Here is a 14,047-nt window from a genome sequence, read left to right as displayed (position 1 = left end):
GGCTAACAATCCGGCGTCCAGCCTTTTACCATGAACGTATAAAGCCTGTGGTCGAATCTCACCGCAGTGCGTCGGAGGTAAATCATGATGACAACCCGCTGCGCGTCCGCATGTGGCCAGGCCGATTTCGGTTGGTTGCAGGCGCGATACAGCTTCTCTTTTGGCCACTATTTTGACCCGAAATTGATGGGCTACGCTTCATTGCGTGTGCTCAATCAGGAAGTGCTGGCGCCGGGTGCGGCGTTTCAGCCGCGCAGCTATCCGCAGGTGGATGTGCTGAACCTGGTCCTGCAGGGTGAAGCGGAGTACCGCGACAGCGAGGGTAATCACCTGATCGCGCGGGAAGGCGAAGCCATGCTACTCTCGGCGCGCCAGGGTGTGAACTACAGCGAAATCAACATCAGCAAAGATCGCCCGTTGACGCGTATGCAGCTATGGCTGGCGGCCTGCCCGGAACGTGAAAACCCGCTGCTGCAGAAAATCGCTGTGCCGCAGGAAACTCGCTTCTTGCTGGCCTCGCCAGACGGCGTTGACGGCAGCCTGCAGCTGCGTCAGCAAGTCTGGGTGCATCAGGTCATCCTGGCGCCGGGTGAACAGCATACGGTGAAGCTGAATGGCCCTCGCGCCTATCTGCAATCGATCCACGGCTCGTTAGATCTGCAGGCAAGCAGTGCCAACCAGGAGTTGCTGAGCTGCGGCGATGGTGCGTTTTTAAGTGAAGAACATCAGATTACGTTGCAGGCGAAAACGCCGCTGCGTGCCCTGGTGATCGATTTACCGGCATAAAAAAAGGCAGCCCGTTGAGGCTGCCCTGATCTGTGGTCGGGGCGCAATTGACTGCGCCCGTCAGATGCAGATTACTTGAGGATGGTGAACGCGGTAGTCACGTGTTTCACACCGCTCACACGGCTGGCCACATCGGCGGCCGCCGTCGCTTCCTGTTGTGTCACCAGACCCAGCAGGAACACTTCACCGTTTTCCGTGGTCACTTTCACGTTCGATGATTTCACCTGATCGCTACCCAGCAGCTGTGAGCGGATTTTGGTGGTGATCCAGGTATCCGATGATGACGTTCCGAGGCTCACTTTCTGGCCGGTACGGATTTCGTTATACACTTCGGTGGCACCATCCACGCCCATCGCAATCTGCTTGGCGCGGCTGGCCAAATCAGCGGATGGCGATTGACCAGTCAGCAGCACTTTGCCCTGATAAGCGGTCACCACGACGCGCGCCTGGTTTTTGATTTGTTCATCTTTAGCCAGTGCGTTACTGACACGCAGTTCCAGCGTACCATCATCCACTTGCGTACCCACGGTGCGCGGGTCAGTTGCGGTTTTGGTCGCCACAGCGGCGCCGCCAGCGACAACGGCAACACAGCCTTGCAGCATCATGGCGGTTAAAAGAATGGCGACAGCGTTCAATGCTTTCATTTGAGCTCCTTCAGTCATTCCTGGTGTGGGAACAAAGTGTTATCAATCAAATCACACAGGCAGTTCAGCGTCAGCATATGCATTTCCTGAATGCGTGCGCTGCGATGTGATGGAATGCGAATTTCCACATCGTGCGGACCCAACAGGCCCGCCAGCTCACCGCCATCATGGCCGGTCAGCGCGACGATAGTCATATCGCGAGTAACCGCAGCTTCAACCGCTTTAACGATATCGCGGGTGTTGCCACGGGTTGAAATGGCCAGCAGCACATCACCGGCCTGACCAAGCGCGCGAACCTGCTTGGCATAAACTTCATCGTGGAGACGATCGTTGCCGATCGCCGTCAGCATGACATTATCGGCGCTCAGTGCCAGCGCAGGCAGGCTGGGGCGCTCGGTCTCAAAACGGTTAATCATACTGGCGGCAAAATGCTGAGCATTGGCCGATGAAGCACCGTTACCACAACTCAGGATTTTGTTACCGTTCAGCAGCGACTGCACCAGCGTCATAGCGGCGCGAGAAATCGCATCCGGCAGCGCCTCCGCAGCAGCGATTTGAGTCTGAATACTTTCGGTAAAACACGCTTTAATTCTGTCCTGCACAAGACCACCTGGTTCTATCCATCGGCATTAAAGGCATCGGGCAGCCATTCCAGCTCACGCCCGGTAATGGCAATGATGTCAAAACGGCAATTCACCGTATCAAAACTGCCGCCGCGTGCCAGCAACCACCATGCAGCGGTGCGCAGCAGCTTTTGTTGTTTCTGGCGCGTCACGCTGGCGGCGGCACCGCCGTAGCGCGCATCGCGTCGATAGCGCACTTCAACAAACACCCAGCAATCGGCGTCTCGCATAATGAGGTCAATTTCCCCGCTGCGGCAACGCACGTTGCTGGCAATCCATCGCAGCCCGGCACGCTCCAGATAGAGGCGTGCCTGCTGCTCCTGCTCAGCGCCAATGCGCTGGCGGTTTATTGCACCGGAACGATTTGTCCCTGACGATACTGGTTCCATGCCAACTTCCTGTTGATCACGCAATCCGTGTCGGCGCTCAGCTTGCCGGTGTTGCCATCAATGGCAAAGCCAGGCACCTGGCGCATCTGGTTAAAGTGATTCGCCAGCGTCCAGGCATCAATGCCCATCGCGTAGAGGCGAACCAGCGAATAATCGTTGTTAAACGACTTCGCCGCCTGCTGCATCAGACCCGGATTGTTGCCGGAGAGCAGCGGAATATCACTGAACTGCAGGCCATCCATTTCCAGACGGAAATCTGGACCGGCACCCGCCTGCGCGCTGCGTGAGCTGGCGTACAGCGCGATGTTGTTGCGGCTGCTGGTGCGCATCGCAATCATCGGCTTGATCAGTTGCAGCTCATCCTGGCTGGCCACGATGTACACCGCATCCACACTGCCACCGCTGGCATCGGCCGTTGGCGCTGGCGTGGTGGTTTGCGGTGCCGGAATAGTCAGGCCTGCAACAGCCACGCCGGCTGATTGTGGTTGTTCAACCGTCAGCGGCGTGCCACTCAATGCGATACCGGCTCCGCTATTAATACCTTGTTTCAGCTCGGAAACGCCACCAAAACGCTGTTGCAGTACGGTGGAACCGCCGAGTTGTTGCCACTCCTGCGCAAAAGCCTTGCTGACGCGATCGCCATAGCTGCTACGCGGTACCAACAGTAATGGCTGGCGTTTGCCCTGCTCGTAGATATGGTGCGCGGCATCGCGCGCTTCGTCTTCAGGAGAAAGCGCAAAATAACAAATATTCGGATGGTTCTGGATCTGTTCTGGCTCATTCAGCGCCAGCACGTTAAGTGGCGTCTGGCTATTCACCACCGACTCCACGTCGTTTTTCAGCAGTGGACCCACCACGATGGTCGCGCCATCCTGCTGGGCCTGCTGCATCACCTGGGCAATCGGCTGGCTGCTGGTGTCATAGACTTTCACTTGCGCGCTGCTGTCTGGCTGAGCAGCAGTGGTCGCCGGTTGTGCGGCGGACTGCGGCTGTTCAGTCTGCGGCGGCATATTGCCCGCCATGGCCGGGCTGACAACCGTATTAGCAGCGGTGTTAGCATCGGCAGGCTGCTGCGCGTTGGCGTCGCCAGCCTGTGGTGCTGACGGCTGAGCATTGGCGTCGGTTGCCGCTGGCGCAGCAGGCGCGGGCTGCGGTGCATTTAACACGCCATTTTTGGCATCGTTGAAGCCTTTTTGAATCGCGTTGGCAAAAACCTGTGCCTGGCCATTCAATGGCAGCAGCAGCGCGATGGTGCTGGTTGAGGCCTTCGTGAAGTTTTGCACCTGACTAAGCTGCGTTGGCAGTGTTTTCGCACCCGGATTTTGCGGATAACGTGTCTGCCAGTCTTTGATCGCCGCTTTCAGCATCTGCGGATCCTGGCTGTTGGTATGCCAGGTATTGAGCAGATCCAGCCAGCCCTGCAGGGTGTTTTCATTGGCGTTAATCACCAGGCTGTTTAGCTGATCCTGCGTCATTTGCGTCAGGGCTTGCCAGGTAGCGTCAATATTGCTCTGGTGGTCGGGGCCTTTTAGCAGCGGCTCCTGAGCAATATAGGCGCGCAGTAACGCGAGCGAAGGGCGATTCTGCGCCGCAGCGATTTGCAGTGCGTAGTAGCGCACCTGCTGATCTTCAGACAAGCCATCGGTTTTCACCTGACCCAATGTCTGTTGAGCGCCGCCGAAATCTTGCTGACCAATCTGCATCTGCGCGCGCAGTAATTGCAGTTCCTGCTGCTGCACATCAGAGAGCTGTTGTGGCAGTTGCGAGATCTGATCGTTTGCCTGCGGATACTTTCCTTCCTTCAACAGGGCACGGATGGCAAGTAATTGCCAGTCGGTCTTGCTATCATCGCTGCTTTGCTGCACCTGCTGCAGATAATAGTCAGATCGGCCAGTAGCAGGCCCCTGAATATTGACGTTGGAGGTTTGCTGCGGTCCCTGTCCGCTACAGGCGGCTAAAATCAGTCCAGCGAGAAGAACAGGCACAAAGCGTCCTGCTTTATGACGTACGACTTTTGAAGGAAGCATACTGTATCCAGTGATGTTTTTTTCTAGATGCTCAATATTAAATCGGCAATTCGGATGAAACAATGAAACAACTCGATCGGGCAGAGATTTCTGCCAGCACGCTCTATATCGTTCCTACCCCGATCGGTAACCTGGGTGATATCACGCAGCGTGCGTTGACGGTGCTTGCGAGCGTCGATCTGGTCGCAGCGGAAGATACACGTCATACCGGGCTGTTGCTACAACATTTCGCCATCAATGCGCGACTGTTCGCACTTCACGACCACAACGAACAACAGAAAGCAGAAGTGTTGTTAGCCAAGCTGCAAGAAGGCCAGAGCATAGCGCTGGTCTCAGATGCGGGCACGCCGTTAATCAACGATCCGGGCTATCATCTGGTGCGTCGCTGCCGTGAAGCAGGTGTGCGCGTGGTTCCGTTGCCGGGTGCCTGCGCGGCTATCACAGCATTAAGCGCGGCGGGGTTACCGTCCGATCGTTTCTGTTACGAAGGATTTCTGCCCGCCAAAAGTAAAGGCCGCTGCGACGTGCTGCGCTCCCTTGAGAATGAACCGCGTACCCTCATTTTTTATGAATCAACCCATCGTTTGATCGATAGCCTGCAAGATATGGTGAACGTCTGGGGCGCAGAACGCTATGTGGTGCTGGCACGCGAAATCACCAAAACCTGGGAAACCATCCAGGGCGCGCCGGTCGGTGAGCTGCTGGCCTGGGTGCTGGAAGATGAAAACCGTCGTAAAGGCGAGATGGTGCTGATTGTTGAAGGTCACAAGGCCGACGAAGAAGCGTTGCCTGCCGAAGCGCTGCGTACGCTGGCGTTGCTGCAAGCGGAATTGCCGCTGAAAAAAGCCGCAGCGTTAACAGCGGAAATTCATGGCGTTAAGAAGAACGCCCTGTATAAGTACGCACTAGAGCAGCAAGAGGCGTGACAAACGCGGGCGGATCGCCTATTATCCCGCGCCGAAGCTGACCAGACAGTCGCCGCTTTGTCGTCGTCCCTTTCGGGGGAGACGGGCAGAGGGGAGGAAAGTCCGGGCTCCATAGGGCAGGGTGCCAGGTAACGCCTGGGGGGCGCAAGCCTACGACCAGTGCAACAGAGAGCAAACCGCCGATGGCCCAGTAATGGGATCAGGTAAGGGTGAAAGGGTGCGGTAAGAGCGCACCGCGCGGCTGGCAACAGTCCGTGGCACGGTAAACTCCACCCGGAGCAAGGCCAAATAGGGGTTCACAAGGTACGGCCCGTACTGAACCCGGGTAGGCTGCTTGAGCCAGTGAGCGATTGCTGGCCTAGAGGAATGACTGTCCACGACAGAACCCGGCTTATCGGTCAGTTTCGACTTTTCAGGTGAAAACCCCGCTTCGGCGGGGTTTTTGCTATCTGGCGTACGGGAGTGAGAAGAATGATTGTCCACTCCACCTTCAATGAAAAGAATGCGGCTTATCGGAAATTAAAATAAACTTTATCCCGCGGAGAATAAGAAAAGCCGCAGCGTAAAGAAATGAAAATACCGGGGAACAAAATAATCCTTATGCCAGAATAGGCGCGTGTTTCACTACCGAGGACAATTATTCTTCCACATCGACGAAAAGCAACAACGTGGATAAGTTGTAAAATTATGGAAAAAATGCTCGCCCCAATGATGGCAACCTCTATTTATCTTCCTCAGCACTTCCACTGCTCGATCTGCGATCAGCACTGGCGCTTCGCGCTTTAGCGTCACCCTCTCCTTATTTAAAAATATTCTTAAAGTTTCCCATGCGTTTATTTCGCGTGATAGTTCTCTATTTCTCTTAAGGAGAGAAAGTATGCGCTATTGGCTTTTACTAATTTTAGCTATCCTGGCTGAAATAACCGGCACGTTGTCAATGAAATGGTCCAGCGTCAATGACGACAACGTGGGTTTTATTTTTATGCTGGTGATGATTGCGCTCTCTTATATTTTCCTGTCTTTCGCCGTCAAACGTATCGCCCTGGGCGTGGCCTATGCGATGTGGGAAGGTATTGGCATTCTGTTTATCACCCTATTCAGTGTCACGCTGTTCGACGAAACCTTATCGCTGATGAAAGTGGCGGGCTTAGTCACGCTGGTGGCAGGGATTGTGCTGATCAAATCTGGCACGCTGACACGTAAGGAGCCGCAACATGGCCACCTTTAATGCTGTGCACGTTGCCTGGCTGGCATTGTCGATTGGGCTAGAGATCATCGCGAATATCTTTCTCAAATACTCTGATGGTTTCCGCCGTGCGATTTACGGCGTGCTCTCGCTGGTCGCGGTGCTGGGGGCGTTCAGTGCGTTGTCACAGGCGGTAAAAGGGATCGATCTCTCGGTAGCCTATGCGCTGTGGGGCGGTTTTGGGCTGGTGGCAACAGTGGCAGCCGGATGGGTGCTGTTTGGGCAGCGTCTGAATCGTATTGGCTGGTTAGGGGTAGGATTGCTGATTGCGGGGATGGTGCTGATTAAGTTTGCCTAAAACTGGACACATTGACCTGATTCTTAGCGGTTAACGCGCGTGAAGAAATGGGCTATCAGCCGCTTCACCTCGTATTCCATCTGTAAAACTCTGCACAACACACTCCTTCAAAAAAAGGAGTGTGTTGAACGCAAAGATCCGCACCAACTTCAACCGCGGCCGTGTGGCTCATCCCAGTCAAACGCCGGGCCCAGCGAAATCACGCCGCTCGGGTTAATGGTTTTATGGCTGCAGTAGTAGTGATGGCGAATATGCGGCAGATTCACCGTGTCGGCGATGCCTGGCATTTGATAGATGTCACGCAGGAAGCCGTTCAGATTGCGGTAATCACTGATACGGTGGCGGTCGCACTTAAAGTGAGTGACATACACCGGATCGAATCGCACCAGCGTGGTCCACAAGCGCAGATCGGCTTCCGTCAGGTGATCGCCAGTCAGATAGCGATGCTGGCCAAGAATCTGCTCAAGCCGTGCCAGCGAGTGGAACAATGCCGTGACTGATTCATCATAAGCCGCCTGTGAAGTAGCAAACCCACTCTTGTACACGCCATTGTTCACCGTGTCGTAAATCCAGCCGTTCAGCTCATCGATCTTGTCACGCAGCTCAGGCGGATAATAATCTCCGGCGCGGGCACCCTGTGCATCAAACGCCGTGTTGAGCATACGAATGATGTCGGCGGACTCATTACTGACGATGGTGTGCTGGGTTTTGTCCCACAGTACTGGAACGGTCACGCGGCCGGTGTACTGCGGATCGGCGTGCAGATAGAGCTGGTAAAGGAATTCGTTCTGGTACAGCGAATCACCGGTCGCATCCGGGAAATCGTCGTCAAAGGTCCAGCCGTTTTCCAGCATCAATGGATGCACCACCGAAACCGAAATCATCTCCTCCAGCCCTTTGAGCTGGCGCATCAGCAGCGTGCGATGTGCCCACGGACAGGCAAGCGAAACATAAAGATGATAGCGATCGCGCTCGGCAGCAAAGCCGGCATTGCCGGTTGGGCCTGCGCTGCCATCCGCCGTTACCCAGTTGCGCCAGACTGCTTCTGTGCGTTTGAAGCGGCCACCGGTTGACTTCGTATCGTACCAGGTGTCATGCCATACACCGTCAATCAGTTGTCCCATAAGCCCTCCATAAAGAAAAAGGGCGAGGAATATCCTCGCCCCTGCAAATCAGTATATGTGTTCTGGCAACGCTTGTGTGCTTAGCGTGCGGCCGCTGGTGCGAAACGAGCACGAATCAGACGGTCGATGCTGTAAGCGCCTGGACCTACCAGACCCAGCACCAGGAAACCACCGGCGATGGACAGGTTTTTCATGAACATCAGCTGGTTAACACCTTCAGCAAAGTTGCTGTGGAACAGGAACGCAGTTAGCAGGGTAAAACCCGCGGTGAACAGTGCGGTGAAACGGGTCAGGAAACCGAACAGAATCGCCAGACCGCCGCCGAACTCCAGCAGAATAACCAGTGGCAGCAGGAAGCCCGGGACGCCCATTGCCTGCATGTATTGTGCAGTGCCTGCATAACCGGTGATTTTGCCCCAGCCTGCAGTGATGAACAGAATAGTCATTAATACACGTGCCAGCAGCAGGCCTGAGTCTTCGAATTTTTTCATCATTTACTCCAACAAGAATTATGTAGCAGGTTGTTGGCCTGCAAGGTTTTATTCCCGCCGAATCGCATGTCTCAATTCGTTGGGCTGATGGAGGGAGATGATAGTCGCAGGTCGCAACAGTTGTAAGCGAGATAAACTGTCAATGTTGTTCAGGAATTCTGATAAAGAAAAACCGAATCTTTTAGATCCGGTTTGAAATGAAGACGTTAGCGAGGTTCGAGCGTGGATTTAATCATGCGCCAGGTGCTCCACAGTCCAAAACCGCGTTTTGCCCAACGCAAAATACGGTTAGGACTGCGGATAGACCAGATGGCCAGTGCGCTGCTGCCAATTGCCAGATAGCGGCGTAGGCTGAGAAACGTCAACCAGCCGCGATCGTAGTGAGCGGTGCCATCCAGCCAGTCACGACGAGCGGCACTCAGATCCAATCGCTGCTGCTGAACATGATTCAACAGTTCGTGAATGCGGGCTTCACGTTCGCGACGGCTCATGAGCGATGCTCCTCCAGCAGGTTGCGATCGGTTTCCAGCTCCTTGCGGGTATGACGCAACAACGTTGACTGACGTGACTTGTACAATGTCCACAAACCAAATATCAGCGCCAGCGCAAACAGTACGGCGGTGGTAATGGCAATCGCCATCAGCCGATACTGCGCATCCACCGCCCAGATGATCAGCACCATCAGGCTCATTAAACCAAAAGCGGTAAACAGCATGGTCAACCCAACCATCATCAGCATCTGAATCAGATTGGCTTTCTCCTCCTCCAGCTCGACAATCGCCAGACGGACGCGCGTCTCAACCATACTCACTAAGGTAGTGACGACGCGCTGACCGATGTTGAAGACCCCTTTGCCTGGGCCGTGGCTCTGACTCTCGTTCATATCAACGACGTGAAATCAGGATGCCGATCAGTACACCGACAGCTGCACCGATGCCCACGCCGTGCCAGGGATTGTCGCGCACGTATTCGTCGGCTTTTTCCGCGGCTTCACGGGTGCTCTGCGCGATGCGCTCACCGGAATCGCCCAGGCGCTCACGCGAACTGTCGATAGCGCCACGCGCTTTGTGGCGCAGCTTATCAAGCTCGGTTTTCGATTTATCCGCCGAGCTGCTCAGCACTTCTTCCAGGGTGTCAGCAAGGTTTTTCAGTTCCGCACGCAGATGTTCAGATGTGGTGTCTTTAGACATGAAGTTCTCCATTACATCATTTATTTAAGTCCGATTAGTAGGGCTCAGCCTCAAGCTTTTTCAGCTCGTGCTGTGCCTCTTCCAGCTTACGTTCGCGCTTCTCAATCTTATCTTTGTCGCCATCCTGACGCTCTTCCTTCAACTCACGCTCACGTTCAGCAATTTTGTGCTTTTGCTCTGCGATGCGTTCGCTGTGGGCCGACTTCAGTCTTTCATCGGTACAGTTAGCACGCACTTCAGTCAGCGCGCGCTCCAGCCCGGTCACACGGCGCTGGTTATCATGCTGTTTAGCCATGTCGATTTCGCGCTGAATATCGTGTTCTTTCTGTTGGCACAGTGATTGAGCCGCCATAAGAGATCCCGATAGAGAAAACAGAATAGCACCCAGCAGTAATTGATGTTTCATCAGGTTTTTACCTTCCATTGTTGATGACCTGCCGCAAACCGGGCAGGAGAAGCGTCCCAGCTTGTCTTAACTCGCGCTACCTTTAAGCATAGACAGCAGACGAAAAAATTCAACGAAGACGCGGGGATAGCGAGGATTGATTCACCGTCTGGCTTATCACCAGACGGCTAAAATCAGCTGTAAGTGGGGCGATTGGCGTCAGGCACTTGCTGTGAAGCTTGCGGTCCGCTTGCCACCACAAACCCCTGTGGCAGCAGGCGTCGCAGCACTTTCTGCGCGGCCAGACTCTGCTCTTCATTCTCGAAATGAATCACCAGCGCATCACCTGCAGGTGTAATGCTTTTGATACGCACGCCTTGCGCACTGAGCTGCTGATACAGATAAAAGCCATCCGGCAAATTGGTGCCGTTATGGGCAACACGGATTTGTACCACGGTATCGTGCTGCAACATCGAAGGCACAAAAATCACCGCCAGCAGCGCCAAAGCAGCGCCCAGCGCCCAGGGCACTAAGCGCCTGGGAAATCCACGGAATGCGATCATGGTTGTGAATTCCCGTTGCGCGAAGACTGACGTTTACGCCACAACACCACCAGCGAACCCACCAGCCCAATGACCAGCAGCACCAATGGCAGTAGCATCAGGCAGAACATCAGCTCATCTTCATAGCGGCGGAAAATCGGCGTTTTGCCCAGTGCGAAACCCAGCACCGTCAGAATCACTACCCACAGTAAACCGCTCACCCAGTTGAAAAACTGAAAGCGCGCATTGCTCAGACCGGAAAGCCCGGCAATGGTCGGCAACAGGGTACGAACAAAGGCAATAAAGCGGCCAATCAACAGGGCCGACAGGCCATGACGATGGAACAGGCTATGCGCGCGCTGATGATATTGAGCGGGAAGGTGCGACAGCCATTTTTGTACGGTGGGCGTATTCCCGAGCCATCGGCCCTGGATGTAACTCACCCAGCAGCCCAGGCTGGCGCCGGTGGTCAGAATCAGGATGGTAAGCGGGAAACCCATGGTGCCTTTGGCAATCAAAACACCGACTAAAATCAACAAGCTATCGCCGGGAAGAAACGCGGCGGGCAGCAGGCCATTTTCAAGAAACAGAATCAAGAACAGCACGCCATAAATGGCCCAAACCAGAGTCGGGTCGGAGAGCATTTCGTAATCTTGCTGCCATAAGGCGTGCAGCAATGCTTTCAAAATATCCATCAATCATTCCTGAACATCATTGTTAAACGTGCCCGTGAGGGGCTGAGGCGCAGGCTGGTTTGGTTATACATTTTTGGTATGCAGCCGTTGCGGGATTTCCGGATCCATCCAGAATTGATTGTTAAATCAGCGACTTTTTAAAGCCCTGTCGCAAAGGGTAAGAAAAGGGCGATAACTGTAACAAAAATCACGCAGGTCAGACAGTGTAAAGTGGCTCTCGCACAGGAGTTTTACCTTTTGACGCAGATGGTCAAAAGGAGCTTTACATGAGCTGACACTATTGCAGATTAACTGACTTATTCGCCTGGAAATGCAGCAGAATCAATGTGAATTGTCACTACCTTCCGGCAGGATGACGGGATTTTCCGCAAACATGTAACGGTCGACATTAAATTCAAAATCGTCGGCGGTGGCGTTAAACAGCATCTGTTTAGTATTTTCCAGGTGCTGCCACATTGCCAGCTTACTGGCGGCGGGATCTTTGCGCATAAGTGCTTTCAGAATCTGGTCATGATCGTCGCACCAGCTGGTGATATTGCGCGCATCAATATGTTCGTGCAGTTTCAGCCAATAGGGGTTGTGCAGACGGTGCAGCCACATCTTCTCGACTATCGCGGCGAGGGCGCTGTTTTGCGTGGATTGAGCGATACGAACGTGAAAGTGCATATCCCATTCGGAATCACGTGAATGGTCTTCCTGGCGGGCTTTTTCCTGAATCGCCATCAGCGCCATAATGTCCTGGCGCGTGACCTGTGTAGCGGCAAACTCGGCCACGTTGCTCTCTATCAACTGGCGCGCCTGCAATAGCTCAAACGGGCCAAAGCTGGCGAACTCCAGCTGGCTGGGTGTGGTCTCACGATTTTGCTGCTGACTGCTGATCACGTGGATGCCAGAACCCTTGCGCACTTCAACGTAGCCTTCCACTTCCAGCATGATGATCGCTTCACGTACCACCGTGCGGCTCACTTCCATCTCTTCAGCGATCAGGCGTTCGGCCGGCAATTTATCGCCCACGCGATAATCAGCCGACTCAATGCGACGTTTGAGTTCACTGGCGAGTTGTTGATAAAGACGACGGGATTCGTTCAGATCCATTGCGCGGTTCGCTGTAGTGGCAGAGGTTGAGTTGTTATACCACTTTGGCGAGAGGGAAGAAATGGGCTGGCATGTGCCAGCCCGCAGAGATTAGCTCCGTGCAGGAGCGGGCTGTGCTACGCCAGATTCTCCCAGCTCAGACACCGGCTGGTTTTTCAGCACGGTCCAAATCACACAAGCACCGAGCAGATCAAACACCGCCAGCGCGGCAAACAGCGGGCTGAAGCCGAGCGTATCAGCTAATGCGCCTACCACCAGCGCAAACATGGTGCTGGCGGTCCAGGCAGCCATGCCGGTCAAGCCATTCGCCGTGGCCACTTCATTACGGCCAAAGACATCCGAGGAGAGAGTGATCAGGGCACCGGACAGTGCCTGATGGGCAAAGCCGCCGACGCACAGCAAACCAATCGCCACATAAGGGCTGGTGAACAAGCCGATGGTGCCCGGTGCAATCATTAACACCGCACCCATGGTCACCACCAGTTTGCGCGACACAATAAGATTCACGCCAAACCAGCGCTGAAACAGCGGCGGTAAATAGCCGCCGACGATGCAGCCGAGATCGGCGAACAGCATCGGCATCCAGGCGAACATAGCGATCTCTTTCAGATTGAAGCCGTAGACCTTGAACATAAACAGCGGGATCCACGCATTAAAGGTGCCCCAGGCCGGTTCAGCGAGGAAACGCGGCAGGGCGATGCCCCAGAACTGGCGATTACGCAGGATCTGACGCGCCGACATTTTGCTGTTATTACCGGTCTGATGCTGCACTTCCTGACCGGAAATAATGTAATGACGCTCTTCATCGCTCAGTTTGGTTTGCTGCTTAGGATGTTTATAAAAGATTAACCAGCACATCGCCCATGCCATGCTGAGCACGCCGGTGATGATAAAGGCCAGCTGCCAGCTGTGCGCCAGAATAGCCCACACCACCAGCGGCGGAGCCAGCATCGCACCAATCGATGAGCCGACGTTGAAGTAGCCGACCGCCACGGAGCGCTCTTTGGCTGGGAACCACTCGCTGCTGGCTTTCAAACCGGCTGGGATCATCGCCGCTTCGGCGGCGCCCACCGCGCCACGTGCCAGCGCAAAACCGCCCCAGCTGCCTGCCATGGCGGTGGCGGCACAGAAGATGGCCCACAACACGGCAAATACGGCATAGCCGATTTTGGTGCCGAGCAAATCCAGGACATAACCGGCCACAGGTTGCATCAGGGTGTAGCACGCCGAATAGGCGGCGACGATATAGGAATATTGTTGTGTGGTAATGCCCAGCTGGGTTTCCAGCGTCGGAGCGGCCACGGCAATGGTATTTCGCGTCAGGTAACCAAGCACCGTGCCCAGCGTCACCAGTCCAATCATGTACCAGCGTAGCCCTTTGATCTTACGCATCATTAACCTCTTCCAGTCTGTCGTAACACTTGCCATTAAAGGGTAGGGGAGCACTTGGGTACCCCCGCTGGCGGCCATGACGATCCAGACCTGCCGCCTTATTGTTATTAGTCGTGCCCTTGAATTGGGCATCAACGAGGCGAGAGGTTAACTTGTTATACAACTTTAAAAGTTGAATGCCATCACAAAAACCC

18 protein-coding genes and 1 other RNA gene are annotated in these 14,047 nt (G+C 54.7%); 5 read left to right on the top strand and 14 right to left on the bottom strand.

What is annotated here, in order from left to right:
- Positions 1-84: 84 nt before the first annotated feature.
- A complete protein-coding gene (locus LBW88_RS20235) occupies positions 85-786 on the top strand; it encodes a pirin family protein (protein ID WP_224933961.1) in 702 nt (233 codons plus the stop codon).
- Between the two features lie 71 nt (positions 787-857).
- Here the strand turns inward: LBW88_RS20235 and dolP are convergent, their stop codons facing one another.
- From dolP to LBW88_RS20215, 4 genes are read right to left on the bottom strand one after another with little or no spacing between them, the layout of a single operon-like run.
- Positions 858-1,430, bottom strand: coding sequence for a division/outer membrane stress-associated lipid-binding lipoprotein (gene dolP, locus LBW88_RS20230; RefSeq protein ID WP_034829213.1), 573 nt, complete (start codon positions 1,428-1,430; stop codon positions 858-860).
- Positions 1,431-1,444: 14 nt separating this feature from the next.
- Positions 1,445-2,032 (bottom strand): DnaA initiator-associating protein DiaA, encoded by a 588-nt coding sequence (gene diaA / locus LBW88_RS20225; protein ID WP_034829211.1) that lies wholly within the window; start codon positions 2,030-2,032, stop codon positions 1,445-1,447.
- 14 nt (positions 2,033-2,046) lie between these two features.
- Positions 2,047-2,442: a YraN family protein gene (locus tag LBW88_RS20220; protein ID WP_224933960.1), complete on the bottom strand. Its 396-nt coding sequence runs from the start codon at positions 2,440-2,442 to the stop codon at positions 2,047-2,049.
- Positions 2,400-4,469: a penicillin-binding protein activator gene (locus LBW88_RS20215; protein WP_224933959.1), complete on the bottom strand. Its 2,070-nt coding sequence runs from the start codon at positions 4,467-4,469 to the stop codon at positions 2,400-2,402. Before LBW88_RS20215 ends, LBW88_RS20220 begins: the two co-directional genes overlap by 43 nt.
- Positions 4,470-4,531: 62 nt before the next feature.
- On the opposite strand from LBW88_RS20215, the gene rsmI reads away from it, so the two are divergent.
- The 4 genes from rsmI to mdtI all read left to right on the top strand — a co-directional run bounded on the left by rsmI (position 4,532) and on the right by mdtI (position 6,939).
- The gene (rsmI, locus tag LBW88_RS20210) at positions 4,532-5,395 is read left to right on the top strand and encodes a 16S rRNA (cytidine(1402)-2'-O)-methyltransferase (RefSeq protein ID WP_224933958.1); all 864 of its coding nucleotides are present in this window, start codon (positions 4,532-4,534) and stop codon (positions 5,393-5,395) included.
- Positions 5,396-5,428: 33 nt separating this feature from the next.
- An RNA gene (gene rnpB / locus LBW88_RS20205) (RNase P RNA component class A) lies at positions 5,429-5,805 on the top strand.
- 467 nt (positions 5,806-6,272) lie between these two features.
- Positions 6,273-6,623: a multidrug/spermidine efflux SMR transporter subunit MdtJ gene (gene mdtJ, locus LBW88_RS20200; protein WP_224933957.1), complete on the top strand. Its 351-nt coding sequence runs from the start codon at positions 6,273-6,275 to the stop codon at positions 6,621-6,623.
- Entirely contained in the window at positions 6,610-6,939 is a 330-nt protein-coding gene (gene mdtI / locus LBW88_RS20195) for a multidrug/spermidine efflux SMR transporter subunit MdtI (RefSeq protein ID WP_224933956.1), read from the top strand. The genes mdtJ and mdtI overlap by 14 nt, the downstream gene beginning before the upstream one ends.
- Before the next feature lie 149 nt (positions 6,940-7,088).
- Here mdtI and LBW88_RS20190 read toward each other — a convergent pair whose 3' ends face one another.
- The 10 genes from LBW88_RS20190 to LBW88_RS20145 all read right to left on the bottom strand — a co-directional run bounded on the left by LBW88_RS20190 (position 7,089) and on the right by LBW88_RS20145 (position 13,853).
- Positions 7,089-8,063 carry a glutathione S-transferase family protein gene (locus LBW88_RS20190; protein ID WP_224933955.1) on the bottom strand — a complete coding sequence of 325 codons (975 nt, stop codon included), beginning with the start codon at positions 8,061-8,063 and terminating at the stop codon, positions 7,089-7,091.
- 80 nt (positions 8,064-8,143) lie between these two features.
- Entirely contained in the window at positions 8,144-8,554 is a 411-nt protein-coding gene (locus LBW88_RS20185; RefSeq protein WP_034829198.1) for a DoxX family protein, read from the bottom strand.
- A 206-nt stretch (positions 8,555-8,760) separates the two neighbouring features.
- Positions 8,761-9,045 (bottom strand): YqjK-like family protein, encoded by a 285-nt coding sequence (locus tag LBW88_RS20180; protein WP_224933954.1) that lies wholly within the window; start codon positions 9,043-9,045, stop codon positions 8,761-8,763.
- Positions 9,042-9,437, bottom strand: a complete 396-nt coding sequence (locus tag LBW88_RS20175; protein WP_224933953.1) for a phage holin family protein — start codon at positions 9,435-9,437, stop codon at positions 9,042-9,044. The genes LBW88_RS20180 and LBW88_RS20175 overlap by 4 nt, the downstream gene beginning before the upstream one ends.
- 1 nt (position 9,438) lies before the next feature.
- Positions 9,439-9,744 (bottom strand): DUF883 family protein, encoded by a 306-nt coding sequence (locus LBW88_RS20170; protein WP_224933952.1) that lies wholly within the window; start codon positions 9,742-9,744, stop codon positions 9,439-9,441.
- Between the two features lie 34 nt (positions 9,745-9,778).
- The gene (locus tag LBW88_RS20165; RefSeq protein ID WP_224933951.1) at positions 9,779-10,150 is read right to left on the bottom strand and encodes a DUF1090 domain-containing protein; all 372 of its coding nucleotides are present in this window, start codon (positions 10,148-10,150) and stop codon (positions 9,779-9,781) included.
- 173 nt (positions 10,151-10,323) lie between these two features.
- Entirely contained in the window at positions 10,324-10,692 is a 369-nt protein-coding gene (gene mzrA, locus LBW88_RS20160; protein ID WP_200576725.1) for an EnvZ/OmpR regulon moderator MzrA, read from the bottom strand.
- Positions 10,689-11,366: a DedA family protein gene (locus LBW88_RS20155; protein WP_224933950.1), complete on the bottom strand. Its 678-nt coding sequence runs from the start codon at positions 11,364-11,366 to the stop codon at positions 10,689-10,691. Before LBW88_RS20155 ends, mzrA begins: the two co-directional genes overlap by 4 nt.
- Before the next feature lie 321 nt (positions 11,367-11,687).
- Positions 11,688-12,461 (bottom strand): transcriptional regulator ExuR, encoded by a 774-nt coding sequence (gene exuR / locus LBW88_RS20150; RefSeq protein WP_224933949.1) that lies wholly within the window; start codon positions 12,459-12,461, stop codon positions 11,688-11,690.
- Between the two features lie 90 nt (positions 12,462-12,551).
- On the bottom strand, positions 12,552-13,853 hold the full coding sequence (locus LBW88_RS20145; RefSeq protein ID WP_224934025.1) for an MFS transporter: 1,302 nt from the start codon (positions 13,851-13,853) through the stop codon (positions 12,552-12,554).
- Positions 13,854-14,047 lie beyond the last annotated feature (194 nt).

Source organism: Pantoea sp. alder81 (assembly GCF_020179835.1).
Classification (GTDB): Bacteria; Pseudomonadota; Gammaproteobacteria; order Enterobacterales; family Enterobacteriaceae; genus Pantoea.
Note: the sequence above shows the minus strand (reverse complement) of the source record. Positions and strands in the feature narration are given on the sequence as shown.